Origin of the sequence: Rhodopseudomonas sp. P2A-2r, from assembly GCF_026015985.1 — a bacterium.
In the GTDB taxonomy this organism is placed as follows: domain Bacteria; phylum Pseudomonadota; class Alphaproteobacteria; order Rhizobiales; family Xanthobacteraceae; genus Tardiphaga.
Genome location: NZ_CP110389.1, coordinates 3748751 through 3772854, shown reverse-complemented (window position 1 = coordinate 3772854; position 24104 = coordinate 3748751). Strand labels below are relative to the sequence as shown.

Annotated in this window: 22 protein-coding genes and 5 pseudogenes; 7 read left to right on the top strand and 20 right to left on the bottom strand. The window is 61.0% G+C overall.

Annotated features, from left to right (window positions below; translation table 11 throughout):
* Positions 1-55: 55 nt before the first annotated feature.
* Positions 56-277: pseudogene (locus ONR75_RS18200) on the bottom strand (DUF1259 domain-containing protein); the annotation flags it as partial.
* Between ONR75_RS18200 and ONR75_RS18195 the strand changes: the two are divergent.
* Positions 276-1370 (top strand): annotated as a pseudogene (locus ONR75_RS18195) (ISL3 family transposase); the annotation flags it as partial. The pseudogenes ONR75_RS18200 and ONR75_RS18195 overlap by 2 nt on opposite strands.
* 369 nt (positions 1371-1739) lie before the next feature.
* Here the strand turns inward: ONR75_RS18195 and ONR75_RS18190 are convergent.
* The 18 genes and pseudogenes from ONR75_RS18190 to ONR75_RS18115 all read right to left on the bottom strand — a co-directional run bounded on the left by ONR75_RS18190 (position 1740) and on the right by ONR75_RS18115 (position 17954).
* Entirely contained in the window at positions 1740-3644 is a 1905-nt protein-coding gene (locus tag ONR75_RS18190) for an AAA family ATPase (protein ID WP_265078493.1), read from the bottom strand.
* Positions 3645-4164: 520 nt separating this feature from the next.
* The gene (locus ONR75_RS18185; RefSeq protein WP_265078492.1) at positions 4165-4563 is read right to left on the bottom strand and encodes a DUF6634 family protein; all 399 of its coding nucleotides are present in this window, start codon (positions 4561-4563) and stop codon (positions 4165-4167) included.
* Positions 4564-4625: 62 nt separating this feature from the next.
* Positions 4626-5981 (bottom strand): RNA polymerase sigma factor, encoded by a 1356-nt coding sequence (locus tag ONR75_RS18180; protein ID WP_265078491.1) that lies wholly within the window; start codon positions 5979-5981, stop codon positions 4626-4628.
* 337 nt (positions 5982-6318) lie between these two features.
* The gene (locus tag ONR75_RS18175; protein ID WP_265078490.1) at positions 6319-6636 is read right to left on the bottom strand and encodes a hypothetical protein; all 318 of its coding nucleotides are present in this window, start codon (positions 6634-6636) and stop codon (positions 6319-6321) included.
* Between the two features lie 1354 nt (positions 6637-7990).
* Positions 7991-8821 (bottom strand): NAD(P)-dependent oxidoreductase, encoded by an 831-nt coding sequence (locus ONR75_RS18170; RefSeq protein WP_265083721.1) that lies wholly within the window; start codon positions 8819-8821, stop codon positions 7991-7993.
* 80 nt (positions 8822-8901) lie between these two features.
* A pseudogene (locus ONR75_RS18165) lies at positions 8902-9945 on the bottom strand (xanthine dehydrogenase family protein molybdopterin-binding subunit); the annotation flags it as partial.
* A gap of 176 nt (positions 9946-10121) precedes the next feature.
* Positions 10122-10166, bottom strand: a pseudogene (locus tag ONR75_RS32855) (hypothetical protein); the annotation flags it as partial.
* Between the two features lie 73 nt (positions 10167-10239).
* Positions 10240-11262: pseudogene (locus ONR75_RS18160) on the bottom strand (xanthine dehydrogenase family protein molybdopterin-binding subunit); the annotation flags it as partial.
* Positions 11259-11684: a (2Fe-2S)-binding protein gene (locus ONR75_RS18155; protein ID WP_265078488.1), complete on the bottom strand. Its 426-nt coding sequence runs from the start codon at positions 11682-11684 to the stop codon at positions 11259-11261. The gene ONR75_RS18155 and the pseudogene ONR75_RS18160, both read right to left, overlap by 4 nt.
* 54 nt (positions 11685-11738) lie before the next feature.
* Entirely contained in the window at positions 11739-12170 is a 432-nt protein-coding gene (locus tag ONR75_RS18150; protein WP_265078487.1) for an FAD binding domain-containing protein, read from the bottom strand.
* A complete protein-coding gene (locus tag ONR75_RS18145; RefSeq protein ID WP_265078486.1) occupies positions 12122-12580 on the bottom strand; it encodes an FAD binding domain-containing protein in 459 nt (152 codons plus the stop codon). The genes ONR75_RS18150 and ONR75_RS18145 overlap by 49 nt, the downstream gene beginning before the upstream one ends.
* A gap of 43 nt (positions 12581-12623) precedes the next feature.
* Positions 12624-13652: an ABC transporter ATP-binding protein gene (locus ONR75_RS18140; protein WP_265083720.1), complete on the bottom strand. Its 1029-nt coding sequence runs from the start codon at positions 13650-13652 to the stop codon at positions 12624-12626.
* A 70-nt stretch (positions 13653-13722) separates the two neighbouring features.
* Complete coding sequence (locus tag ONR75_RS18135) at positions 13723-14688, bottom strand: carbohydrate ABC transporter permease (protein WP_265078485.1); 966 nt, start codon at positions 14686-14688, stop codon at positions 13723-13725.
* Position 14689: 1 nt separating this feature from the next.
* Entirely contained in the window at positions 14690-15601 is a 912-nt protein-coding gene (locus ONR75_RS18130) for a carbohydrate ABC transporter permease (RefSeq protein ID WP_265078484.1), read from the bottom strand.
* Between the two features lie 130 nt (positions 15602-15731).
* The gene (locus ONR75_RS18125; RefSeq protein WP_265078483.1) at positions 15732-16490 is read right to left on the bottom strand and encodes a hypothetical protein; all 759 of its coding nucleotides are present in this window, start codon (positions 16488-16490) and stop codon (positions 15732-15734) included.
* The gene (locus tag ONR75_RS18120; protein WP_265078482.1) at positions 16487-16936 is read right to left on the bottom strand and encodes an ABC transporter substrate-binding protein; all 450 of its coding nucleotides are present in this window, start codon (positions 16934-16936) and stop codon (positions 16487-16489) included. Before ONR75_RS18120 ends, ONR75_RS18125 begins: the two co-directional genes overlap by 4 nt.
* A complete protein-coding gene (locus ONR75_RS32850) occupies positions 16903-17073 on the bottom strand; it encodes a twin-arginine translocation signal domain-containing protein (protein WP_413776362.1) in 171 nt (56 codons plus the stop codon). The genes ONR75_RS18120 and ONR75_RS32850 overlap by 34 nt, the downstream gene beginning before the upstream one ends.
* 131 nt (positions 17074-17204) lie before the next feature.
* Positions 17205-17954, bottom strand: a complete 750-nt coding sequence (locus ONR75_RS18115) for a TetR/AcrR family transcriptional regulator (RefSeq protein ID WP_265078481.1) — start codon at positions 17952-17954, stop codon at positions 17205-17207.
* A gap of 146 nt (positions 17955-18100) precedes the next feature.
* On the opposite strand from ONR75_RS18115, the gene ONR75_RS18110 reads away from it, so the two are divergent.
* From ONR75_RS18110 to ONR75_RS18085, 6 genes are all read left to right on the top strand, one after another.
* Positions 18101-18430 carry an NIPSNAP family protein gene (locus ONR75_RS18110; protein WP_265078480.1) on the top strand — a complete coding sequence of 110 codons (330 nt, stop codon included), beginning with the start codon at positions 18101-18103 and terminating at the stop codon, positions 18428-18430.
* Between the two features lie 88 nt (positions 18431-18518).
* Positions 18519-18905: a hypothetical protein gene (locus ONR75_RS18105; RefSeq protein WP_265078479.1), complete on the top strand. Its 387-nt coding sequence runs from the start codon at positions 18519-18521 to the stop codon at positions 18903-18905.
* A gap of 56 nt (positions 18906-18961) precedes the next feature.
* Positions 18962-19702 (top strand): L,D-transpeptidase, encoded by a 741-nt coding sequence (locus tag ONR75_RS18100; RefSeq protein WP_265078478.1) that lies wholly within the window; start codon positions 18962-18964, stop codon positions 19700-19702.
* Positions 19703-19704: 2 nt separating this feature from the next.
* Positions 19705-21801, top strand: a complete 2097-nt coding sequence (locus tag ONR75_RS18095; protein ID WP_265078477.1) for a protein-disulfide reductase DsbD family protein — start codon at positions 19705-19707, stop codon at positions 21799-21801.
* Positions 21798-22433, top strand: a complete 636-nt coding sequence (locus ONR75_RS18090) for a DsbA family protein (protein ID WP_265078476.1) — start codon at positions 21798-21800, stop codon at positions 22431-22433. Before ONR75_RS18095 ends, ONR75_RS18090 begins: the two co-directional genes overlap by 4 nt.
* Before the next feature lie 122 nt (positions 22434-22555).
* Positions 22556-23278, top strand: a complete 723-nt coding sequence (locus ONR75_RS18085; RefSeq protein ID WP_265078475.1) for a class I SAM-dependent methyltransferase — start codon at positions 22556-22558, stop codon at positions 23276-23278.
* 111 nt (positions 23279-23389) lie between these two features.
* Here ONR75_RS18085 and ONR75_RS18080 read toward each other — a convergent pair whose 3' ends face one another.
* Complete coding sequence (locus tag ONR75_RS18080) at positions 23390-24019, bottom strand: peroxiredoxin (RefSeq protein ID WP_265083719.1); 630 nt, start codon at positions 24017-24019, stop codon at positions 23390-23392.
* Positions 24020-24104 lie beyond the last annotated feature (85 nt).

Genomic DNA, 24104 nt, shown 5'->3' with positions numbered 1-24104 from the left:
AGCCTGCATTGCACTGCGTTCGTCCCTCCGGAACGCGAGGTCATCGGTCTGGGCGTTAGCCCTTGGCGATCGCCGTTTTCTCCAATGCCGACCGGATCCCCCGCGCAAGCTTCAGCGCGTCATCGTTGGCCCAGAAATGAATGAAGAAGAGACGCGGAGTCTCGCCCAGCATGTGGCTGTGAATCGCGGTCACTTCGATGTCGTTGGCCCGCAGCGCCCGGATCAGCGGATTGACCTCGTCGCCGGTCACCAGAAAGTCACCTGTGATCGCAGCCTTGACCGTCGTCGGCATCGACGATTGGGCCTTTCGACGCAATCGCCGTTACGGAACGATCGTCTGCGATCTCGAGCGGCGGCGGATTGTAACCCTGCTTCCAGATCGCGAGGTCGCCACAGTTCGAGCGTGGCTCGCTGATCATCCGGAGATCAGGGTCGTATCGCGCGACCGTGGCGGCGGCTACGGCGAAGCCTCGGCAAAGGCGCTCCCTGACGCGATACAGGTCGCTGACCGTTGGCACCTGATGGAGAACGCCAGCGCGGCCTTCCTCGACGCGGTGCGCAAGTCCATGCGCGCAATCCGCAGCGCCATTGGCTCGACGACAATTACCCCAGAGTTGCTCACCTCGGCAGAAAAACTACGATACGAGAGCTATCTGCGGCGCGAGGATACAAATGCGGCGATCATGACGCTCGCCAGGGACGGCGTTTCGATCAAGCAGATTGTCCGCCGCCTCGGTCATAGTCGCAATCTCGTTCGCCAGACGTTGCGGGGTGGGCGAGCCGACGTGTTCCAAACACGGGAGCGTTCGCTCGACGCGTATTATCTGTTCCCTGAGGGCCTGTGGAGCAGTGGCTGTCGCAACGGCGCCGAACTCTGGCGTCGCTTGCAAGTGCAGGGGTTCCGGGGATCCCTCCGTACGGTTGGCGAGTGGACAACACGTCGACGTCGGTCGGAAGCGGTCAGCAAACAACAGCTGCAAAGGGTGCCCTCCGCCAGAACTATCGCCGGTCTTATGACGATTAAGCGAGATTGCATGACCAAGGCTGATGCTCTGGTCATTGCCGCCATCGAGGCTGGCGTGCCGTCCCTTGTTGAGGCCCGCACGCTCATCGACCAGTTCCACGATATGATCCGAAAAAAGGACGAGGCCAAACTCGATGCCTGGATCGCGAACGCAAAAGCAAGCCTCGTCTCATCCTTCGCGACGGGAGTCCTCAAGGATATCGCTGCCGTGCGCGCTGCAATCACGCACCCTTGGTCAAACGGTCAAGTCGAAGGACAGATTACGAAACTTAAACTTGTCAAACGACAAATGTATGGGCGCGCAAAAATTGACCTTCTCGAAGCACGATTGCTCGGTGCAGCATGATCTGCATGCCGTCATCAAACATGCGTCAGAGCCCAAGGTTGACCCCACCCGTGCCGCTCGATGTCCCTGACACCGTGATGGAAATCAGCCGTGGGCGGGGGGCACGGTTGGGCGCCGATAGGGGAAAGTTCGGAGCCGATCCACAGCCAAATTTCCTTTCCAAGATTTCGGGCGCTCTCGGAATCTGTCTCCAGCCCGTTACTTGAACTCGGGCTAACTTGGTAATGCGTTTCAGCTGAAAGTGATTCGGGAAGGGTTGGAGCGAGACCCTCTGTGAGGCCCTCGCGCCGTCCTTCGGGTTGCAGTTTTGGCCGTGTCGGCATGAACGGCGCAATCACAGTCTGGCTCGCCGATTAGGCTAGTGAGGCATCAAATGTCGCTAGCGGTGATATGACCTCGGTCCTGAAGAATTTGAACCACAGGATCGAGTAAGTCGGTGTGTTCGGCAATCAAGTCCTTCGCTTTCTGCAGGCATGCGTCGAGTACTCCTGAGACCTGCCTACGCAGAAAAAGATCGTTGGCTAGTTGCGACAACATATTGGCCGGAATGCGAGCCGACGAAAGGTAAACGAGACTGTTGCCGAGGCCGAGAGACATCTCCATAGTTGTTGCAATGAGTGTTGCGTGACGGAGATCGCAGTCGTCATCGCCGCCGGCTCCGCCCGATCTCTCGCCGTAAACCACCTCTTCGGCAGCGATGCCAGCGAGCAGGATCGTGATCTGAGCGAGGTATGCGGCCTTGCCTTGGCTCACGCTTGGAATTTGGTGGAAGATGGTCCAGCCGCCAGTCCCATCACGAGTGACCTCCCGGAAGACCTCTGCCTCGATGAAGCGGCGGCCCGCCTCTTTACCCAGAAAATGGCCGACCACGACATGTCCAGCCTCATGAACGCACGACAAGTGGTATGCCTCCTCGGTCTGCACAATCCTAGGCGGCAAAGTGCGTTCCAGGTCGGTGACATTCAACGGGCGGCTTTCAGAGCGGGCATTACGTCTCGCGTCCCTGACCAACTGCTCAATGACCGCTCCAGAGGCGCCTTCCAGCCGGCTGGCGATGTCTGCGAGATTTGCGATAACCACACCCCGTCCGAGGTGGTGTTGCAGAATACCCAGGCGTGCCGCGGCGTCGGGCAGGGGAATTCGGATGTGCTTACCCAAACGACCGGGACGGAGGATCGCCTTGTCGATCTCGTCAGGCATGTTGGTGGCGCCGACAACCACGACGCCCTCGCGGCCATCGACGCCGTCGAGGCACTCCAGCAGTGCATTAATGACCTCACGATTATAGGTTTCGTTCTTTCCGTCGAGCGTTTCGCGGTCACCGAACGAATCCAGTTCATCGATGAAGAGGATGCAGGGGGCATCCAGAACGGCTTCTCTGAAAGCACCGCGCATAGCCTTGAGGAGATCGTTGAGATAGCCTTTAGCTTGCCAGCGTGCGAGCGAGTGAATATGAATCGGGACCTTGCAGGACTCAGCAAGCGCCTGCGCGAATGTCGTTTTGCCGGTACCTGTTGGGCCGCTCACAAGGACACCTCGATCAACATCTGCCCATGACAGTCGACCGGCCTGGTATTCGATGAGGTCTTTCGCAAGCTCCTGGCCCCAAATCGCGGCCTCGCCAAATCCATTCAGATCGGCAAGGCTTGGCTTTTTTGGCAAGGGTTTTTGTTGTCGTTCAGGGGAATCCTCCTTTTGAAATGCTCTGAGGCTCTGCACAATGTGCGGCGTGCTACGACCGGGTTTGATCACGGCGCTGAGGAGCGACAGTGGCTCGCCAACGACCTTCTTGAGGACGTCCTCCGGAAGCGGGCGAATCCCGACGGCCCGAAGCGAAGCCTTGAGGGTATCCAGATCAACGGATGAAAGGTGCACGATGCCATCGGCTACCAGGCGGAATTGCAAAGGAATTCCATCGATGTCAGTTGCGAACCCGAATACGTGATCATTTAATACAAGCCTTGCGGCCAATTCAGCGTCCCGAGGCCGTTGAGCGGACCCTTCGCCATCAAAGTTCAAGCATTCAGTTCTTACATCAAGCTTCATGCGAGAGCGGTTGCGCAGAGCGTACCGACTGGCCCGCACGAACATCTCGCCGTCGGCTGGATTGTTTAAGATGAAACCGACGACGCAGGGGCAGCCCGATAAGGCATGATGAAGACCATGGAGCCGCAGCGTGCGAACAATTAGGCTTAGCGCGACCAGCACACCGACATCTTTGGGCCCGTCGTTGGCACTTTTCCGTTTTATGGGAAAATTACGAAACTCGTTCATTCGCTTTCCATTCCAACGCGCATCTAAATCCATGGCTCGCGGGCGCTCGTACGGGATTGCATTCGATTCCATGGGATCGGTGACCGACGGCAGTTGATGAATAGAAAGACCGATCAGGCGGGGAGGCGGGGAAACCCTGTTTCGGGGCGCAGGCGCGTGTGTCGGCTCTGAACGCTGACCTGGACGGCGTCCAATCTTGCTGGCTTCGCCGTGCCAAAACCTTGACTATCGATGGCAGTCATGTTGCCCGCGTCGATCAGAGCGCAAGCAGGGGTCATGGTGTCCCAGTTCGCGAAAGTTTGCAGACGGCTCCGCAGGAACGGTCGCGACGACCAGAGCAGGCCATCGCAATCACTAGGCCTACCCAAGCATGCGAAATCACTGACAACACTGAGCCGGTCGAGCTCAATGCAAGGGGTGAGGCCGGTGTTCGGATATCTTGAGGCTGCCCGGGCTCCGCCGGGCGGCACGTACGACAGAATTCATCGATGTTTCGCACCATCCTTATCGTCATCGTCTGTCATTCGTCGTCTACCGGCCAGCTGGAATCACTGAGACCGTCGAATGCCAATGGCGGGGACCTCATGATGTCGATGCGATCAGCGGGTCGACCGAGCCGGTAGAACCGGGACACGGTCCTGGCCCAGCAGCCGTCGGGATCCGCAAACCACACCTGAGAGGTAATGATTCTGCGCGATCCAAGGCTTGGATGCTGCGTGACCTCGCCGACGAGTTTCAGGCCGAGCGGCGTGACTACAGGGGAATAAAGATCGAGAAATGGTGCGGTACGCAACCGGGCCAGCACAAATGCGACGTCGTATTCCAAGGTGGCGCAGTCTTGGGCCAGCGATTGAAGCCGTCCAGGGAGTTCGTGGGGGATCCGTGCGGGATCAAGAAATCGATAGATTCTGGTCAACATAGGAGGACTTTCGAAGTCAGACGGCAACGGTACGGCAGCGCCAAGCGGAGTTGGTGCGCTGATTAAAGGTCATCGGCATCCGCAAGCATGCTCATGAAGGCGTCTGATTGAACGGTTACTGCTGTGGCGAAGGCGCGGCAGCGGGCCATCAGATGCGGATCCAGCCAGATCGAACGTTCATCGAACAGCGACAGAAGGGTGGCGTCGTCGAGGAAGGGAACCTCCACGACCAGTTCCGACGGCTCGCCCGGCACGAGCTCGTGCTCCGGGTCGCAGGCGCGCACCATCTGACTCAGCAACTCCATCTGGCGAGCACGCCCGGCTTCCGGAACAATCGATGCGATTAGCGTCGGCACGCGAGCTTCGCGATAGCGCTGGATGTCGCAGGCGCGTGCGAGGCTGCGCACCGACCAATCCACCTCAAACGCCGACGATCGCGCCGGTAGAAGGATTACGGCGGCGTCGCGCATGGTGGCCACGTTAAATGCACGCTCATGACTGGAGAGATCAACGACGACATTCCCGTTGTTGCCAACCTCCGACATCGCCATGTCGTGCAATGCGGCCATGAAACGACCGTCGGCGCCGTGAATCATCGCCGTCATCCCACCCGGGAGGTCGGAAGGAAGCGCATAGGGCGGCGGCAATGCTAGCTCGCTGCATGGCAACGGCAGCGTCGTCTCGATTGGGTCGATTGTCGAGAGAAAGCCCTCGCAAGTTTGTCGCACCAGCATCGTCCGACCGTCTTGAAGGTACAGTCCGTAGGCGAGCAGTGCTGCGGTCAAGGTACGTCCTGCGCCGCCGTTGAACCCAGCGACCAAACAGATCCGCATTACCATGAACGCATCCTCACGCGGCGCAATGATGAGGGGGCAGGCGAGTGTCTTCGCCGCGGCCGGTTCAGCTGCATAGGCGGCCCGAAGCCGCGCTGTTGCGCGGGACAGGCGCGAATACAGCGTAGCGAGCGGCAGGCCGAGCCGTGTCGCAATCTCCTCATTCGGCAGCTCTTCGATCCGGGCTAGCCAGATGATCTCTTGATCTGCCGCGGACAGTGTTCGAAGTGCCCTCATCGCGTCGTCGACATCGAGCATAAACTCTTGGCTCGCCGCGACCGGTACCTCGATCTCATCCGGATCGCCAGCGTCCGTCGTCACCAGTGGCACCGATGTGTGAACGTGGGCCCGGCGGCGGGCGTTGCGGATATGGTTATGAAGTAACGCCATCAGCCAACCACCCAGATTATCATCGACGACCCGATCCGCACTTTGCAGCGCGGTAATGATCGTGTCTTGGAGAAAATCGTCAGGCGATCCGATCTGTGCTCGGCTGCCGATCAGAAAGGCCGCCCGCCGGCGCAGAGCCGGGCGTTCGGCCATGATGCGATCAATGAATTCGACGGCAAACCTGGGCGGCGACATTGGCGGTTCCTCTGGTTGAGGTCGCAACGTGACAGGATCTCAGACGCGTGTCTAGGATCTTGATCCTAAAATATTGACCGGCATTGCGCTTGCCTGGAACGGTCAACAATTCAGGCCATCGTCCGCTGAGACTCACTGCGGATAGCGCCGCGCTTTGCTTCTGGCTTAGCTGCCAGCAGATCCATCGATCGGTTCACGTCGCGAACTCTTCCACGAGGTTGGTCCGTCGAGGCTAAACGACTGTCCGTGATATCCTCCGGAAGGAAAATCGCAGGCGATTCAGAGGTCAACGCCGTTTGCCGGAGTAACGGGGGGAATAGGTCGTGTCTGGTGCGCGTCAATCCAAGCTAGATCGGGCCAGATGGGGCTTGCGCTGGAATGTCCAGCCATCCGCATACCGTTCAATGAGCTGGTCTACTCGGCGATATGCCGCGTCCCGCTCGAAACCCTGCGCGGCCAACTGTGTAACAATAGTCTCGCACCATCTGCTAAGTTCTTCATCCTGGCCACGCCTGAGCGCCTCATTGATCATCAGGTGCAGCGCAAGCCTTGCGACATCGTCACGAGACGGCTTGCGCAGATCTTTTTGTTGCAGTCGGTAGGCACGTTGGTGATCAGCCTGCTTGGCGCGGCGTCTCGTGATCGGTTTGGCCATCTCTACTCCTGTGGATGATGCGGCCGCGGCGCCTGCGCGGAACGCAGGTATTGGCCATCCAAGTCTGAGCCAAATCGAAGCAAGCCACAAACTTGCGCCAGCGAAGAATGTCCAAAAAGAGAAAAACTCAAGGTACTTAGGGGAACAGAGAATGAAGGATCCAGAAAGCCTGCTGCTACGTGGGCGGGGGCGCGCATGTCACGACTATCGACTTCATGCCGGCGCTCGAAAAAGCATAAACACAATCGAAGGTCGTCCGCCGGCTCGTCGTGCTTCCAATGTCCCGCTGCTATCAGCGTGAATCGGAATTCCCGAACTTAGCAACGTCGATATCGATGATTGCAACGATGATTTCGGACTTTGAATCGGCTTTCTCGAGCTTTGAATCAAAATTACGCAACTGCTTTTGTGTCGCCGGGAGCTCTATTCGACAAACATACAACTTACGCCGTGTTGCAGCGAACTGGAAACAAGCCCGAATGCCCACCAATGCAACTTGCCGGAAACGTTGCTCGCGGTTTTCAAATATTTGAATCTTGATATCGGCCGAATCTGAACGGAAGCCCCACGCTGTTGAAAAATGTAACGTAAATCCTGATCAATGAATCAGAACTCTCACGTTTTGAATCGATATTATTGCCTTACTTAACGGATGGAGCAGGTGGCTCTCACGTAGGCTCTTAGGTTCATTTGCGCGGATCTTACCGGCGAGGTCGTCGGTGCAGTTGCGAGCTCGATGTCTGTTCAGGCGTGATGACGGCGATAAGGACTCTATTACTCCCTGTCGACGCCAGGCATTCGCAGCCGATTGTGCACCGATTTAAGCATGCTGAAGCGGCGTCTTGCGATTCGGGCAGGGAAGGATCAAGGATTGACGGTCAGTGGCCCTATCTTCGCCGGCCCAATGAGGCTGAAACGTTTCTCTCTGTAGAAATCCGAGACTGTCTGGTCGAGGAATATAAGGTTGGTAGCGGAACACCAAATGCAGGAATAGCTCTCCGCGGCTGCACGCCCGGTGAAATCGATGACGGATCCAGAGCAAGTTGCGAGACCAGCGCAGCTTTACCCGACAGCGCAGTGCAGTTCGTCGGCGCCGGCACCATATGCGACGAACATCGGCGACGTCTGATAGAAAACGGACATTGTGACGAACGAACCACGCGTAACCGACGGAAATCCCTTCGCTCAGACGAGCGCTGATGACTGGCAACTCTTGGCGCAAAGCGGCCATTAATATTCGTCTGGGTTGATGCTGTGGAGAGGCGCCTCATTTCTGTCTCAACTGCGTCAGATGGGCTGAGAAGGATATACTAGGATCTACTAGGCGTGCTTGCGAGCTTGTATATGTTGAGCTTCAATTGAAGCTGATGTCGGTGTAAAGTCGAAATAGTGCCTGCGTGCCATCATCCTCAAACCCCGCTTCGGTTAAGCGTGAATACAGCGCCTTGGCTTGGGTCAGTCCCGGCAGGTCCAATCTCATGCGGTGGGCTTCTGCAATGGCAATTTCCATGTCCTTGAGGAAATGCCGCACGAGAAACCCTGGGGCAAAGTCGCCGTCGAGCATCTTCGGTCCCAGATTGTTGAGCAGGAAACTGGCGGCTGCGCCGGTGCCGATTACGGACAGGACCCGCTTCGGATCAAGTCCTGCATGCTTGGCATAGGCGAGGCTCTCGCTGACGGCCATCATGGTCGATGCGATGGCGATCTGGTTGGCCATCTTGGTGTGCTGACCCGCGCCCGCGGCACCCTGATGGACGATATTATTCCCCATTAGCGCCAGCAACGGCATCACGCGCTGCAGGGCTTCGGCATCGCCGCCGACCATGATCGCAAGCTTGGCGTTGCGTGCACCGACGTCGCCGCCCGAGACGGGAGCGTCCAGCACGTGGCAGCCATGCCCGAGTCCCGTTTCGGCGATGCGTTGCGCCAGCAACGGGCTGGATGTGGTCATGTCGATCAGGATGGAATCTCGTCGAGCCCTGGTGATAAGGCCATCGGCGCCGAGATAGATCGCTTCGACGTCGGCGGGATAGCCGACCATGGTGATGACAACGTCGCAGACCGCCGCGATTTCACCGGGCGCGTCGTGCCAGACCGCGCCTCTGGCCAGGAGGTTATCGACTTTGGCGCGGGTTCGATTGAACACGTGCAGTTCATGGCCGCCAGCCAGTAGATGCCCGGCCATGCTATTGCCCATGATGCCGAGCCCGATGAAGCCGACCTTTTGAAGAGGCATTGGATTTGGCACGATGTCAGTTCCTGTCATTAGATGTGGCCGCGCAGCAGGCTGCGGATATAGGGAGGTGTCAGGGGAAGCTTGTCGGCGGTCACGCCGAATGGCGCAAGCGCGTCATTGACGGCACCGGTCAGAGCGCCGATGGCGCCCATCACGCCTCCTTCGGCCATGCCCTTGATTCCTGCAGGCGTGCGCCGGTTCGGCGTATGCATCGGCAGGATCTCGAAGTTTGGTAATTCGCAGGCCGTCGCCACCAGATAGTCGGCCAGCGTGCTGCTCAGGTTCTGGCCGCTTTCGTCGTAGTAGACCTGCTCCAGCAACGAGCCGCTCAGCCCCATGGCAATTGCCCCGCGCTGTTGCCCCGCCACCACGATGGGATTCAACACTGTGCCGCAATCCTCGGCCACGACGTAGCGCAGGATTTCAATGCGGCCGGTCTGCGGATCGATCTCGATTTCGCACGCATGCGCGGAATTCGAATAGGTCATCGGCGGCGGGTCGTAGGTCAGCGAGAAATCAAGACCGGGCGGAATTCCATCCGGCAGTGCTGTTGGATCGAGGTAGCTGATCCGCGCCACGTCAGCCAGAGCCACGCCGGTCGCAGACCACGCGCCGTCGATCAACCGCTGGACCGTGGCACCGGTGAGCCGGAGGTCCGCTGCGCTGTTCAACGCCAGCAGATGCGCAGCGATCCGCAGCACTTGATCCTGCGCCTTGCGCGCGCACAGATACAGCGCGCCGCCTCCGGCGGTCGCGCCCCGGGCGCCGCGCGTCCCCATGCCGTAAGGAGAGACGTCGGTATTGCCCAGGTCGATGCGCACTACCTCCGCGTCGACGCCGAGCCCTTCGGCGACGGCCTGGGCCAGCGATGTTTCATAGCCTTGTCCGGCGCCCATCAGGCCGACCGAGGCGTTGACGGCGCCGCTCGGTTCGATGCGCACCCATGCAGCTTCGTGGCCGGAACCGGCGATGCCGGCTTCCTTGTAGAACCGCGAGCCGTAGGTGGTGGATTCCACCACCGAGCAAAGGCCAATCCCCGCAGGCGCGCGCGCGCCTTTCCTTCTTTGCGGCGCGCGGCAAGTCCGGCGTAGTCGATGCTCTCCGCTACGGCGGCGAGGGTCTGGCTGGGCGTGATGTCATCCACCACCTCGCCAGTCGCCATCGTGTAGGGGAATTCGCCGGGCTGCAGCATGTTGATCTGCCGAACCGCCAGCCGGTCGAGCCCAAGACGACGGGCGATCGCGTCGAGGGTCCCGTCCATCACCCAGCTTGTCATGGCCATGGGTGCCCGCATCGGGCCGGCGCCGCATTTGTTGGTCATGGCGACGCGTATTTCGTAAGAGTAGTCGCTGATCTCGGTAAGGACCCGTCAAAATCAGGGCCACGACGCGGGCAATGTAGTTGCCGGGAAAAAAGCTGTAGGCGCCAAAATCCTCGGAGATATCGAGCTCCAGCGCGAGGATGCGGCCGTCTTCGGCGACTGCCGCGCGGGTCCGGCAAGTGGCTTCGCGCGCATGACAGGCCGCCTGGAGGTTTTCCATGCGGTCTTCCCGCCAGCGCACCGGCCGTCGGAGCTGCCGGGCCATCGCCGCCACGATCAATTCTTCCCGGTACAGCACGATCTTCTGGCCGAACGCTCCTCCGACATCCGGACAGATGACCGTCACCTGCGACTCCGACAGCGACAGCCGGCGGGCGAGTTGCGTGCGCAGTGGATGTGGCGCCTGATTTCCGATGTGCAGTGTCAGGTGCTGGCGACCTTCATTCCATATCGCCGCACAGCCGCGCGTCTCCAGCGGCAGGTGAGTCTGGCGCTGTTGCGAAAAGCTCGCTTCGACGATGGCGTGCGCGGCGCGCATGCCGCCCGCGACGTCGCCTGCCGCGAAGGATTGCTGTGCCAACAAGTTGCCAGGCACCGCATCGTCGACCAGTGCGGCACCGGCGGCAAAGGCCGACGGCAGATCGGTGATCGCAGGCAGCATATCGTAGTCGACCTCGATCGCCTCGATCGCGTCTTCGGCAAGGTAGCGATCGCGGGCGATGACACAGGCGACGATGTCTCCCTGGAAACGCACCTTGTCGATCGGCATCGCCGGCATCGCGGTCGGGGCGAGGCCGTCGATGGGTGGTGCCATCTGCAGGATGGTGGTCCATGCGGCGACGTCGCGGCCCGTCACCACCTTCACGACGCCCGGAAGCGCCGCAGCGGCTTCGGTGCCGATCGAGATAATGCGGGCATGGGCGTGGGGCGAGCGAAGAAATGCCGCATGCAGGGCGCCGGCGATTGTCATGTCGTCGAGGTACTGGCCCTGACCGGTCAGAAAGCGGCGATCCTCCCGCCGCGGCAAGTCGCGGCCGATTTCGGTGAAGGTATCGGTGGGCGCCTTCATGACCGGCGCCTCAGGTCAGCGGCAGCCTTGAACACGGCTGCGACAATGCCCTGATATCCGGTGCAGCGGCAGAGGTTGCCGGACAGCACATCCCGGATGTCTGCTTCGCTGGGATCTGGATTGTCGCGCAGATAGGCTTCGAACGTCATGATGATGCCTGGTGTACAGAAGCCGCACTGCAACCCGTGTTCTTCGTGCATGGCCTGTTGCAACGGGCTGTAAACGTCGTCATGCGCCACGGCCTCGATGGTCGTCACCTCATGCCGCTCCATCTGGATGGCGAAAGTGATGCAGGCGCGGGCGGGCCGACCGTCGATTAGGATGGTGCACGCGCCGCAGACGCCGTGCTCGCATCCAACATGGGTGCCGGTCAGGCCGAGATCTTCACGGAGCACATCGCTCAGCAGGCGGCGCGGCGTCACGTCGACGACATGACGGGACCCATTGACGGACAGGTTGATCCTGGCGGATCTCGCTCATCGCTCGGATACTCCCTCCGCCCGCTGTGCCGCCATAGTCAGCGCGCGCTCGGTCAGCGTCGCGGCCAGCTCCCGACGGTAGGCGACAGGAATCCGCGCGTCGTCGTCGGCTGTCACCGCCGCTGCCGCAAAACGGCTGATCTCTTCGCTTAACGCATGGTCGGGTACGCGGCCGACAGCCGCCAGCTCTGCGTCCGGAAGTCGGATCGGCACGACGCCGGTGCCGCCGAGGGCGAGCCGCAGGGATTTCACCACACCGGCTGCTGACAACTCGACCGTTGCGGCGACCGAGACGATGGCAAAATCGCCTTGCCGTTGCGCAAATATCTCGATGCCCCAGCCGGATCGGCTGGGAAATACCGGGAATTCGATGGCCGTGATCAGCTCGTCTTCGGCAAGCTCGGTGACGAGGCTGGAAACAAAAAGCACTGCGCATCGACGGTCCGGCTTCCGTGTTGCGAACCGACGCGGATGCCGGCGTCGAGCAGAACCGCGATGAGCGGCAGTTGCGCTGCGGGATCGGCATGGGCCAGGCTTCCGCCGATCGTGCCACGCTGGCGGATGGCATAGTGGCCGATCGATGAGGCCGCAGCCGACAGGATGGGGCAGGCCGCGGCGATCTGTGGATCGGTCGCCAGCCGGTGGTGACGAACCAGGCTGCCGATCTCGATCCGATCACCATCGACGTTGACCGATTCAAGATCGGAAAGGTCGTTGATATCGATCACGTGCGACGGTCGCGCGACGCGCAGGTTCATCATCGGCCCAAGACTCTGGCCGCCAGCCAGTAATTTCACGTCGTCGCCAAGCGTGGCGAGCAGGCCGAGCGCATCGGTCACGGTCTTCGGGCGATGGTAGGTAAATTCAGCGGGTTTCACAGCTTCACCAGACCAGATTCACGCCGCTGTCCGCGTCGAAGAGATGCAGGCGCTCTGTGTTGACCGACAGCGCGATCACTTCGCGCTCGGAATGGCGCACGCTTTTGCCGATCCGGAAGAACATCTCAATGCCTTCGACGCGCATGCCGAGGAACTGGTCGGAGCCAACCGGCAAAATCGAGGTCACTGGACCGCTGAGGGTGCTGCCATCCACGTGAGGCGCTGCCTCGCTGATATCCTCGGCGCGAATCCCCAGCCGCACAGGGCGACCCTCGATGTTTGCCAGACGTTCGGTGACAGCCGATGGGAGCGCGAGCTGCAGGCCGCCGCTGCGAAACCGGGCGCCCTCGATTCTGCCATCGATGTAATTGATCGGCGGGTTGCCGAGAAATGACGCAACGAACGTATTGGCCGGCTTCTCATAGATCTGATCAGGCGTGCCGATCTGCTGGACGACGCCGTGCTGCATGACGACGATACGGTCGGCGAGAGTCAGCGCCTCGGCCTGGTCATGGGTCACGTAAACGAAAGTCGTCTGCATCGCCCGATGCAGTTCCTTGATCTCAGCGCGCATGGAGATGCGAAGCGCGGCGTCGAGATTCGACAGGGGTTCGTCCATCAGGAAAACGCCCGGACGCCGGACCATGGCGCGGCCTAGAGCGACGCGCTGGCGCTGCCCGCCGGACAGTTGGCTCGGGCGGCGTTCCAGCAGATGGGTGATCTCCAGGCGTTCGGCGATGTCGCGCACGCGGCGATCGATCTCATCGGCCTTCGTCTTGCGCATGCGCAGGCCGAAGGCGAGATTTTCATAGACGGATTTGTGCGGATAGAGCGCATAGCTCTGGAACACCATTGCCACATCCCGGCGATGCGGCGGCGTGAAGTTGACGATGTCGTCGTCGAAGCACAGTTCTCCGTCGCTGACTTCTTCGAGACCGGCGATTATGTTGAGCGTCGTCGATTTTCCGCAGCCGGACGGACCAAGCAGGACGATGAATTCCTTGTCCTTGATGGAGAGATTGAGATTGTCCACGGCAAGGACGCCGCCGGCATAGCGCTTGTTGACATTCTTGAAGGTAATGCTGGTCACTGAGTTATCCGATCTAGCCCTTGACGGCGCCGGCGGTCAGACCGGAAACGATATAACGCTCGAAGAGAATGGCGACGAGGACGGGCGGCACGATGGCCAGCACCCCGGCGGCGTTGATGAACGAGAAGCTGATCGTGAAGTCCGATGTGAACGACGCCACGAGGATCGGCAGCGTTTGTGACTTCGCAGTCTGGGTGAACATCAGCGCGAACAGGAACTCGTTCCAGCTGGTCAGGAACGTGAACAGGATCACGGCTACCAGCGACGGCATGGCCAGCGGAATGAAGATCCGGATCAGGGCCTGGAACCGGGAGCAGCCGTCGACACGCGCCGCCTTGTCCAGTTCGTCGGGAATGCCTTCGAAATATTGCAGTAGGATGAACACTGTGAACGGGACGGTGACGGCCAGATAGGTGATGACCAGCGACCAGATATTGTCCAGCAGCCCGAGCTTCCGGATGACCAGGAAGAACGGCACGACCAGCGCGATGTCCGGCACGACCCGCGTCAGCAGGATGAAGTAGATCGAGCCGTTACGTCCCCAATAGTGGATCTTGGCCATTGCATAGGCTGCCGGGGTGCCGATCAGCAGATTGAGGATTACCACGATGCTGGCAATCAGAAAACTGTTCCACATGGCCGGCAACAGGTTGCTGGCCGTCGGAGGAATGTAGCCGCCGGACGATGCATCGCCAACCTTGCGGTTTTCGTAGGTGACCTTCTCGCTACCTGCGGAAAAGATGGCGCGGAAGTTCTGCGCCGTCGGTTCATCGGGGATCCAGTGCGGCGGCACCGACACAATTTCCTTCTCGGTCTGGAATGAGGATGAGACCAGCCATGCCACCGGCGCAAGCACGTAGGTTAGCAGTACAAGCGATCCAACGAAGATGGCCAGGTTGCGCGTCCATCGGGACAATGCGGCTCGCCGACGGTAGTCGGGGCTGCTCTTCCGCCGGGCTGGCGCGACGATCTCGTTCATGTCAGGTCGTCCTGGCAAAGGCGCGTATGATGAAATAGGCGAGGCCGAAAGTGATCATGGCCAGCATGTAGGACATCGCCGCGCCCGTGCCGAACGACAGGCTGCGGAAGGTCTCCACATAGATGTGCCAGGACAGCGTATGGGTCGCGTTGGCGGGGCCCCCTTCGGTCAGCACGAAGAACAGGTCGAAATGGCGGATCGCGACCATGGTCTCGTAGATCAGCACCAGCATGAAGCCGGGCCGCATCGATGGAAGCGTGATATGGACGAAGCGGGCCCAGACTGTCGCGCCGTCAACCCTGGCCGCCCCATACAGATCCTCGGGAATGGATTTCAGCGTGACCAGCAACAGGATTGCCGCCAGCGGCACTTCCTTCCAGACAAAGGCATTGGCGATCAGCCACATCGTCTTGTGCTGGTCGCCGAGCCAGATCAGATATTTGTCGATCAGGCCGAGCTGGTACAGCAACCCGTTCAGGGCGCCGTAGCCGGAGTCATAGATCCACTTCCACATTAGGGCGTCGGCGACATAGGGAATCGCCCAAGGGATCAGAATGACGGTGCTGAGGATGCGTCGGCCGCGAAAATTCTGGTTCAGCAGTAGCGCAACCAGCAGCGCGATCACGGTCACCGCCGCGACCGATATCACGGTGAATGCCACTGTGTGCCGAACGGAGGTCCAGAACAGCGGCAGCTGCAACAATTCGGTGTAGTTCTCGAACCAGACGAACGGCATCCGGTTCGGCCGCGTCAGCTTGACCTCGAAGAAACTCAGGTAAAACGAATACAGGATCGGAAATACCGCGACGGTCATCAGCACGGTCATGACCGGCAGCAACAGAAAAAATGCGCTGCGTTCCTCGTAGTTGAAGCGGCGCCGGGTATTGCTGACGGCTATCTGGGGCTGGCTCATCGCCTTGGGCTTTCCTGGCAAATCCAGCCTTGTTCGGACGGTGTCGATGCACGCGGGCGCGCATCGGCCGTTGTTTGCCATCGACCGCGCGAGCAGCGGCGGCCGATGGCGATCATGGGCGGGTGGGCGGTCAGGCGCGTGACTTCAGCTTGTTCCAGGCCTTGGCGGACTGGTCGAGCGCTGCTGCCGGCGTCGTGTTGCCGACGATGGCCGCCTGCCAGGCCGAACCGTTCGTCTCGTTCCACTCGCCGAACCACGGCTGGATCGTATCCTTCTTGCGGGCGAGCGCCTGCTGCTTCTTGATCATTTCGAAATCGGCATACTTCGCATAGGCCGCCTGAACCTCGGGGTCCTGGTACAGCGGCGTGACTGCGAAGTCGGAACCGGCGTCGAGGAACACCAGCTTCTGGAACGTGTACTTTCCGTCCGCCTTGCCGCCGAACCATTCAAGGAGGCGGGCGGCATTGTCGGCGCGCGTCTTGTTCTTTGCAGTCTGCGCGGTCATGCCATGGAAGCGCATCCAGCCGACGGTCTCGTGCGAGCCGCCGGGTCCCATCGGCATCAGGGCTTCCTTGATCTTGCCGGCGACCTTGGACTGGGCGGGATCGTTGAGCGTGCGCAGCCGGTATTTCGGCAGCAGCGCAAAGGCGTGGTTGCCCGCCGAGAGCGCCTTGAGCCCCGCCAGTTCGCCGGTCTCAACGCAGGCCGGCGACACGATCTTGTGCTTGCGAACGGCATCGACCACCCACTGCAGCGCCGTTACGGCGCCATCCTTGGGATGCTGCATGATAGCGTTGTTGCTGGCGTCGGTGAAATGGCCGCCATGCGAATAGATCAACGCGGTCATGAATTCGATCAGCCAGCTCTCCTGCGCCATGGACAGCATCATCGGGAATTCCGCGATCCCTTCTGCTTCATGACGATGGACTGCTGCACCACTTCTTCCCAGCTCGACGGCGGTGCGCTGAAGCCGGCGGCGGCGAGCTTGTCGGCGTCGTACAGGAACGCCATGAAATCCGTGTAGTAGGTCAGCCCGTACTGGTGGCCCTTGTAGGTCATCGATTCCGTGCAGAACGGAATTGCGTCTGCGTTGTACTGCATGAGGGAGCTGTAGCCGTCGATCGGTGCGATCCATCCGGCCTCGGCCCATTCAGGAAGCCATGCGTCCGACACCCAGAGCAGGTCGACGGGCGCGCCGCCGGCGAACTTCGCCACCATGGCTTCGCGATATTGCGCGTAGGGGCCGTTGCCGTAGTCGACGTGAATGCCTGTTTTCGACTCGAAAGCCGCCAGATGGCTTTTCACCACATCGACAGCGGCCGACCATGTCTGCATGTTGAGGAGTCTGCGGCGGCTGCCGGTCTCACCAGCCCCGGCGCCGCAAAAGCCGCGGCGCCGATGGCAGCGCCCTTGAGGAACTGACGTCGTGCTACGCCGTGAGCGGGCGGGGTGAGCGTGCCTGAATTCTTCATCGATATGCCCTGTCGGATCGGATTGCGGCAACCTCCCGGCGTATCGACCCCCGCGCCGTTGGCCAACGAACATCGAAAGCCTAGTGAAAGGCCAATAAGTCGTCAACTGACGATTTATACCGGTCGCGTCGTCAGGCCGGCTTTTGGCCCGCCGCGGCGACAGCGGCCCGAAAGCCGCCGAGAAACTGGGCGATGTGGATTGCCACCACGCTTTCCTCGGGGACCGACTGGTCGAACCGGTAGAGGTGTCGTCGAATTGCGTAGTGCGAAAGCGCCCCATGCAGGGTCCAGGCGATCTCGTGCAGAAGGTCCTTGTCGGCTGGCAGCTTGATCGATTGCTCGTGGGCCGCTTCCGCCATGATGGTCTCGAGCAACTGGATCACCACGGTGGAGGTGTAATTCGGCGCCATCCCGATATCCGCCAAAGATGCATACATAAATAGACGCAGCCAGCGACTGGTGAAAATGGTTGCGAAATAGTCGCGGTAGAAGACCGTAAGCCGGGTTTCCAAGGGAATAGTGCGGTCCGCGAGTTCCGCAAACCACACTGCCTTGAAAGGCCCGGCGATGGCGCTCTTGTAGACCTCGTCGAGCAGCGCCTCCTTTGTCGGGAAGTAACGATACAGCAGCCGCTGCGAAATTCCGCACGCTGCCGCCAAACCCCGGGTCTGGGCCGTCAGCCCGAATTGCGAGAAGAAGTCGGCGGCCTCGTCGAGGATCTGGCGCCGGCGGTCCTGCGGGCTCATCCGGACCTGTTCGGGTTTGCCACGCTTGGCTAGTTTGGTTGCGGCTTTTTTGCCCGCCCCGGCGCGCAGCTTGGTTGATTGTGCCTTCACAGCATACCCTTGGTCTGATGCCTCTGAAACCGGCGTGTCATGCATCAAAACGCGCCGGATTGCAATTTTTCAGGGCAACAAGTATTCACTTGACGACTAATTCGCGCATGGTAGTACGCGTCGTCGGCGGGCTACGCCATCGCTATACAGGCGGCTCTTGCGGGCGTGGCGATCGGGAGGGAGAGACAACGATGATTTTCGAACATCGCACATATCGGGTTCATCCCGGCCAGGCGCCGGCCCTGTTGGCGCTATACGAGCGTGAGGGGCTGCCGATCATTTCGAAGTATGCCAAGCTTATCGGTTGCTGGACAACGGAGAGCGGGGTCTTGAACTCTGTCGTCTTCATCTGGGCGTATAACGATCTTGCAGCCCGAACCGCCCGGCGTGCCGAACTTGGACAAGATGAGGACTGGAAAGTCTTTGTGCCGAAGATGTTGCCTTACCTGGTGCATCAGGAAAGCTTTTTCTGGCGCCCGCCGCGTTCTCACCAGTCCGCTGATCGCGCCTTTATCTTTTGATGATCTCAGCCCACGGCGTGGCAAGGAGTCACGCACAAATGAGTTGCCAAGGCGGTGCCCACTGGGCGAGACACTCGGGATGCGAGTGATGGACAGCAATGCCTGGCGGGTTATCGCCGGCCGATCGATGAGCAGGCTTCGTGCGCTCGTCGCGTTGTTGTGCGTGCTGTGTATCGTTATCTCGGCGGTGTTTGTGATCCGTCCTGTGCCGGCTGCCGCTAGGGCTTTCCAGGGGTATGAGGCGATTTTGACGGTGTCGCAGAGTTCCGGAAGCAAGAAACCGTGCGAACGCGGCGGTCTGTCCCGCGTCGGTACCACCTGCAACACCGTGGTCTTTCTCGATGCATCGGCGGGCGCCGTCGGCGTGATCGAGCGCTCCGCCAGCGCCGCGGGCATCCGCCCGCTGTCTGGTAACGCCCTTGGCGTACAATGGCTGGCGGGCTCTCCCTTCCGACCTCCCAGGGATTTGGCGTAGCACCGCCGCGTCAGCGGCCGATAGCCTAGCTGCGTCCGAAATCCCTGGAGATCTTCATGATAACGCAATTCGCCGCGCGTCGCGCGGCACGTCCGCTGCTGCGTGGGCTTTCTCTTGCGGGGCTTGCCGTGTTGCTGGGGGCCTGCAACCAGACCTTCGCTCCGCCCGAAGCCCATTTAGCTGCCGCCGTGCCGCCGCAATACGCCGCCATGTCGAACGAAAAATTCCCGGTTCCGGCGGTCGAGGCCAATACGGTCTCGTCCAGGTATCTCAAGCAGCGCGTGAGTTATGTGACTGAGCAGCAACCGGGGACAGTCGTGGTCGACCCCGGCGCCAAGTTTCTCTATTTGGTGATGGAGGGCGGATACGCGATGCGTTACGGCATCGGTGTCGGCCGCGAAGGCTTTGGCTGGAGCGGCACCGCGGAAATCCGCCACAAGGCGTCGTGGCCGACCTGGACGCCGCCAGCGCCGATGATCAAGCGGCAGCCCGAGCTTGAACAGTATCGACGCGGCATGCAGGCGGGGATCGACAACCCGCTCGGCGCCCGTGCGCTGTATTTGTACCAGAACGGCAAGGACACGCTGTACCGGATCCACGGCACCAACGATCCCGGCAGCATCGGCAGCAACGTCTCCAGTGGCTGCGTGCGGCTGATCAACCAGGACGTCATCGACCTGTTCAACCGGCTGCCGGTGGGCACCAAGGTCGTCGTGCTGACTGACCGCAAGCATGGGGCGCCCACGGTGCGCCTCGATCAGGCCGCGCCGGCCGACGCGCCTGCGAAGGAGGGCTAACGATGACTGTCCGCTCCCGCTGCTGGTCGATGCTCGTTTTCATTCCGCTGCTCGCCGGTTTCGCCGCTCCGCCGTCCGCGGCGGCGCCCGCGAGGCCCGATATCACCGCCAACCTCATTGTCGGCAACACCGATATTGCGGACCCGCATTCGATCTGGCTAGGCGTCCGCGTCTTGCTCGGTCCGGGCTGGAAGACCTATTGGAAATCGCCAGGCGATGCCGGGCTGCCGCCTGAGTTCGACTGGACGGCGTCGTCCAACATCAAGGCTCCCGAGGTGAACTGGCCGCTGCCGCATCGCACGTCCATCCTCGGTCTCGACACCATCGGTTATTCCGGCGAGGTCGTATTTCCGGTGAAGATCGTGCGGCGCGATCCGGCGGCAGACACCGCGATCGTCCTCAAGCTCGCGATCTATGCCTGCAGCAACGTTTGCGTGCGGGAGGAATATGCCCTCAAGGCCACGTTCGGCCCGGATCTGGCGCCGCGCGCCGGCCAGCAGCAGATCGTAGCGTGGCTGGCAAAGGTGCCGTTGCCACAATCGCCGGCGATCACGGTCCACTCCATCACCCGGCTCGGCACCGATCCGGAGAAGCTGCAGATCACGGCGTCGGCAATTGCGCCGTTCGCCAGCCCGGACGTGTTGATCGACAGCGATCCGCCGATCGTCGCGGCCAGGCCCGAACTGGTGCTGGACGGCGACGGTGTGGCGACGTTTACCGTGGTGCTGCCGGACAGCACCGCGGCCGGCCTCGCGGAACGCACGCTGAATGCAGTCGTGGTCAACGGTGACCAGGCGGTCACGGCCAGTTCCTCGCGGCGGTCCGCGCCGGTCGCGCAGCCGGAGGCCCCGACAGCGGTGTCCTGGCTCGCACTGCTGGTGATCATCGCCACCGCGCTGCTGGGCGGGCTGACGCTCAATCTGATGCCCTGCGTGTTTCCGGTGCTGTCGCTGAAGCTGATGGGGTTCGTGCAGGAGGACAGCAGTGACCGTCGCCGGGTACGCGCTGGCTTTGCGGCCTGCGCGGCCGGCATGATCGTCTCGTTTCTGGTTCTGGCGGCGGCGCTGGTGCTGATGAAATGGGCCGGGGTCAGTCTTGGCTGGGGCATTCAGTTCCAGCAGCCGCTGTTTCTCGCGGCGATGGCAATCGTGCTCGCACTGTTCGCCGCCAGCCTGTTCGACCTGCTGTCGTTCAATCTGCCGTTCGGGCTGAACAACCGGCTGGCGGCGAAGGCCCACGGCACGTCGCTCGGTTCGCATTTCATGGCAGGGTTTGTCGCCACGCTGCTCGCGACACCGTGCTCGGCGCCGTTCGTCGGCACCGCGGTGGGCTTTGCACTGGCGCGCGGCGCGCCGGAAATCTTCGCGATCTTTACAGCTTTGGGGATCGGGATGGCGTCTCCCTACCTGCTGGTGGCGGCGTTTCCGTCGATGGCAAGGTTTATTCCGCGTCCTGGCCGCTGGTTGCTGCTGGTGAAGCGGGTACTGGCGGTCGGACTTCTCGGCACCGCGGCCTGGCTGGTGACGGTGCTCGGCAGCGTCGGTGGCGCCCGGCCGGCGATAGCCGTGGGCGGAGCGATCGTCATTGGCCTGGCCGGACTGCGCCTGGCGCGCGCGGCGCGGCCGGCGCTGGCTGCCGGCATTGCCATCGTTGCAGTAACGCTACTGGCGTGGCTCGGTCCGCTGGCATTGTCGTCGCAAACCGGCGGCCAGGCGATTGCGTGGCAATCGTTCTCCAAGTCCAAAGTCGACGAACTGGTCCGCGCGGGCCGCACCGTATTCGTCGATATCACCGCCGACTGGTGCGTAACCTGCAAGGTCAACAGACTGCTGGTGATCGACACCGCCGAGATCGCGCAGCGGCTCGGCTCCGACGTGACGCCGGTGCAGGGCAACTGGACCCGGCCCGACGAATCCATCGCGCGGTTCATGCGCGCACACGGCCGCTACGGTATTCCGTTCAACATCGTGTTCGGGCCTAACGCTCCGGACGGCATCGCGCTGCCCGAATTGCTGTCGACATCTGCCCTTATCGCCGCCTTCGATCAGGCGGAAAAAGTTCCTCTTGCATCATCCAAACCAACGGAGACCACGAAATGAAAACGCGCAGAAACTTTCTGGCGACGGCCTTCATCGGCATGGGCGGCCTCTATCTGACGGGCGTCGATGCGGCGGCGCAATCGGCGGCCGACGCGGCGCTATCCCGCGATGCCGTTTTGCGCGACAAGGAAAATCCGATTCTGGGTAATCCCGACGGCAATCTTACCGTCGCCAGCTACTTCGACTACCAGTGTCCGTACTGCAAGAGAGCGGAAAAGGACCTGCGAAATGTCGCGGGCGAGGACGGCCAGTTGCGCATCGTGCTGAAGGACTGGCCGATCCTCGGCGGCGCCTCCGGCTATGCGGCGAAGTTGACGCTGGCGACCAAGTATCAGGGCAAGCACGCTGAGGCGCATGCGGCGCTGATGCAGACCTCCGGGCGGCTGAGCGAAGGCAGCGTGCGCGACTATCTGCAGAAGGCCGGGATCGACGTCGCCCGTGCCACGCAGGATCTCGCCACCTATCAGGCCGCGGTCGACGCTGTGTTGGCGCGCAACAACGCGCAGGCCGAAGCATTCGGATTCCAGGGCACGCCGGCGTTCATCATCGGCACTTTCCGCGTGCCGGGCGTGCTCGATGCTGCCGGATTCAAACTGGCTATAGCCGACGCTCGTAAAGCGGCGGCGAAGTAAGCGGGGGAGGCGGCGTCACCGTCTGGTGGTGGCGCCCGCCGCAACATCGAACCCGGTTCAGCGGGTATTCCGGATTTATCGCCCATCGATCCATCCGATCGCCATGTTAGCAGAGGTAGCTGTTGAACAAAAAGCTCAGATACATCAACATGCCTAATGATTGTTTGGCCGAGCCGATCGATCAATCGGAGTCGTCGAGTCGGCAAGGCATCCACAAAGCGAGCGGAGAAAAGATGAGCGAACACGATGTCTGGGAGACTCGTTTCGGCGGACCAGATTTCATCTTCGGCAAGGAGCCAAACCATTTTCTGGCGTCTTGCAAAATGTTGCTGCCCAGATATGGCAAGGCGCTTGCGATTGCCGACGGCGAAGGACGCAATGGCGTTTGGCTGGCCGAGCAGGGGCTCGACGTCGTGTCGCTCGATTTTTCAGAATCGGCGCAAATCAAGGCCGCCGCGCTGGCAAGGGAGCGCGGCGTCGATATCGCGCTGATCCGGTCGGATGTCCAGGCGTGGGATTATCCGGCGGATACCTTTGACGTCGTGATCGATATCTTTACCCAGTTCAGTTCGCCGGCGGGGCGCGCGGAGAAGTGGCGCGGTGTCCTTCGTACGCTCAAGCCAAATGGACTGCTGATCCTCCAAGGATACACCCCCAAGCAGCTCGAATACGGGACCGGGGGCCCGAAGAACGTCGAAAACCTGTACACGCGCGAAATGCTGCAGGAGGCTTTCAGCGCTTGCCGCGAGATTACCATCACTCAAGAAGAACGTGAGATGCACGAAGGCGCAGCCCACAGCGGGATGTCGGCCGTCATAGGACTGACGGCACGTAAAGCGCCGTAATGGCGATCATTCCGGAACGCCCTGAACGCCAGGTCACGAAACATCGGAAGGACTGGCGTTCCGGGTGCGGAACGCCAGTCCTTCGGAGGGGCGGTCTCGAATGCCGCTGCGTCAATCGACGTTGGTCAGCCGCAGGTAGGGGCGCGGCGCGTCCCAGCCCTGAGGAAAGGCTTTGACCGCATCGTCGTCCACAATCGAAAGCGGAATAATGACCTTGTTACCGGGGTGCCAGTCCGCTGGCGTGGCTATATGCTGCCGATCGGCCAACTGCAGGGCATTAATCACGCGGAGAATCTCGTCGAAATTTCTGCCCACATTCATTGGATAGGTCATCATCAGGCGGATCTTCTGCTTGGGATCGATGATGAAGACCGACCGGACTGCCGCGGTGTCACTTTGGCTGGGGTGGATCATATCGTAGAGCCGGGCGATCTTCAGGTCTGCGTCGGCGATGATCGGAAATTGGAGGTCGGTGTCCTGGGTGTCGTTGACATCTTCGATCCACTTGAGATGCTCGGCCACCGTGTCGGTAGAGAGCCCGAGCGGTCTCGTGTTGCGGGCCGCGAACTGCTGCGCGAGCTTGGCAGTCTTGCCCATTTCCGTCGTGCAAACCGGTGTAAAATCCGCCGGATGGCTGAAGAAAAACACCCAGGAGCCCGCGGCCCACTTATGGAAAGAAAGCTCGCCTTTTGTGGTTTCGACCGTAAAGTCAGGTGCTGTATCGCCGATATGAAGAGACATCATTATTCATCCTCGTGGTTGTAGATAGCTGCGTCCCGGAAGTGCGACAGACGCAATCGCCGCCGGGCGGCAACGTCGGGTTCCC

Excerpts from the sequence above, each read along its gene's own strand:
- ONR75_RS32850 (WP_413776362.1), bottom strand. The coding sequence starts at position 17,073 with ATGAAGAATTCAGGCACGCTCACCCCGCCCGCTCACGGCGTAGCACGA.
- ONR75_RS18080 (WP_265083719.1), bottom strand. The coding sequence starts at position 24,019 with ATGTCTCTTCATATCGGCGATACAGCACCTGACTTTACGGTCGAAACC.
- ONR75_RS18105 (WP_265078479.1), top strand. The coding sequence starts at position 18,519 with ATGGACAGCAATGCCTGGCGGGTTATCGCCGGCCGATCGATGAGCAGG.
- ONR75_RS18130 (WP_265078484.1), bottom strand. The coding sequence starts at position 15,601 with ATGAGCCAGCCCCAGATAGCCGTCAGCAATACCCGGCGCCGCTTCAAC.
- ONR75_RS18125 (WP_265078483.1), bottom strand. The coding sequence starts at position 16,490 with ATGATGCTGTCCATGGCGCAGGAGAGCTGGCTGATCGAATTCATGACC.
- ONR75_RS18190 (WP_265078493.1), bottom strand. The coding sequence starts at position 3,644 with ATGAACGAGTTTCGTAATTTTCCCATAAAACGGAAAAGTGCCAACGAC.
- ONR75_RS18180 (WP_265078491.1), bottom strand. The coding sequence starts at position 5,981 with ATGTCGCCGCCCAGGTTTGCCGTCGAATTCATTGATCGCATCATGGCC.
- ONR75_RS18090 (WP_265078476.1), top strand. The coding sequence starts at position 21,798 with ATGAAAACGCGCAGAAACTTTCTGGCGACGGCCTTCATCGGCATGGGC.
- ONR75_RS18110 (WP_265078480.1), top strand. The coding sequence starts at position 18,101 with ATGATTTTCGAACATCGCACATATCGGGTTCATCCCGGCCAGGCGCCG.
- ONR75_RS18120 (WP_265078482.1), bottom strand. The coding sequence starts at position 16,936 with ATGCAGACATGGTCGGCCGCTGTCGATGTGGTGAAAAGCCATCTGGCG.
- ONR75_RS18100 (WP_265078478.1), top strand. The coding sequence starts at position 18,962 with ATGATAACGCAATTCGCCGCGCGTCGCGCGGCACGTCCGCTGCTGCGT.
- ONR75_RS18185 (WP_265078492.1), bottom strand. The coding sequence starts at position 4,563 with ATGTTGACCAGAATCTATCGATTTCTTGATCCCGCACGGATCCCCCAC.
- ONR75_RS18170 (WP_265083721.1), bottom strand. The coding sequence starts at position 8,821 with ATGGCCGGGCATCTACTGGCTGGCGGCCATGAACTGCACGTGTTCAAT.
- ONR75_RS18095 (WP_265078477.1), top strand. The coding sequence starts at position 19,705 with ATGACTGTCCGCTCCCGCTGCTGGTCGATGCTCGTTTTCATTCCGCTG.
- ONR75_RS18135 (WP_265078485.1), bottom strand. The coding sequence starts at position 14,688 with ATGAACGAGATCGTCGCGCCAGCCCGGCGGAAGAGCAGCCCCGACTAC.
- ONR75_RS18175 (WP_265078490.1), bottom strand. The coding sequence starts at position 6,636 with ATGGCCAAACCGATCACGAGACGCCGCGCCAAGCAGGCTGATCACCAA.
- ONR75_RS18115 (WP_265078481.1), bottom strand. The coding sequence starts at position 17,954 with ATGCATGACACGCCGGTTTCAGAGGCATCAGACCAAGGGTATGCTGTG.